Source organism: Corallococcus terminator (assembly GCF_003611635.1).
Classification (GTDB): domain Bacteria; phylum Myxococcota; class Myxococcia; order Myxococcales; family Myxococcaceae; genus Corallococcus; species Corallococcus terminator.
Genome location: NZ_RAVZ01000728.1, coordinates 1 through 975, shown reverse-complemented (window position 1 = coordinate 975; position 975 = coordinate 1). Strand labels below are relative to the sequence as shown.

Below are 975 nucleotides of genomic sequence, written 5' to 3'. Positions count from 1 at the left end.
GCCTCCAACACCGTGCGTTACTCGGGCCAGGTGACGCCCGTCACGATTCAGGCTGGCCAGACGACGGCCGTGACGCTCCTGCTGCAGGAGGTGAACGCGCCCCCGCCCTTCGAAAACGCGGCGCCGCGCATCCTGTCGCTGGTGGCCAGCCCCGGCACCGTCGCCCCGGGTGGCCAGGTGGCCCTCCAGGCCACCGCGGACGACCCCAACGCGAGCGACACCCTCACCTATGCCTGGACGGCCAGCACGGGCAGCTTCAGCGCCGCCTCCAGCCTCTCGACGGCCTGGACGGCGCCGGCCTCCGCCGGCCCCGTGGTGCTGACGCTGACGGTGACGGACTCCAAGGGCGCCTCCGCCGCCCTCAGCGTCACGGTGACGGTGAGCACCGGCACCGGCAGTGCCGCCGTCAACGTCACCGTCAACACCTGGCCCCAGGTGGCTGGGGTGACGGCGCTGCCGTCCTCCGTGGCCGTCGGCCAGGCGACGGCCGGGGCGGCCGTCGCGAGCGACGCGGACGCAGACAGCCTCTCCTACGAGTGGACGGCCTCGTGCGCGGGGACGTGGACGAATGCCACCTCCGCCAGCTCCAGCTTCACGCCCTCGGCGCAGCCGTCCGGCGGCACGTGCACGCTCACCGTGGTGGCCTCGGACGGCCGGGGCGGGCAGGGGCAGGGCAGTCTGGGCATCTACGTGGGCCCGGGGACTTCAGGTCGCTTCCCGCCCGAGGTGGTGGAGTCCTCCCAGTCCAGCGCGAGCGTGCCGGCGTCCGGCGGCACCGTCGTCTTCCGGGTGAAGGCGCAGGATGCCCAGGGCAGTGCCCTTGGCTTCACCTGGGCCACCAGCGCCGGAACGCTGGGCACGGCCACTAGCACCGCCACCACCAGCGAAGTCCTTTGGACGGCGCCCTCCTGCTTGCCCTCGGGCAACCCGCTCACGGTGACGGCCACGAGCACCAACGCCCTCGGTCTCTCCACC

General features: G+C 73.3%; 1 protein-coding gene. It reads left to right on the top strand.

From position 1 onward, the window contains the following. On the top strand, nucleotides 1-975 hold a 975-nt coding region (locus D7V88_RS41825), incomplete at both ends, for a PKD domain-containing protein (RefSeq protein ID WP_372241177.1).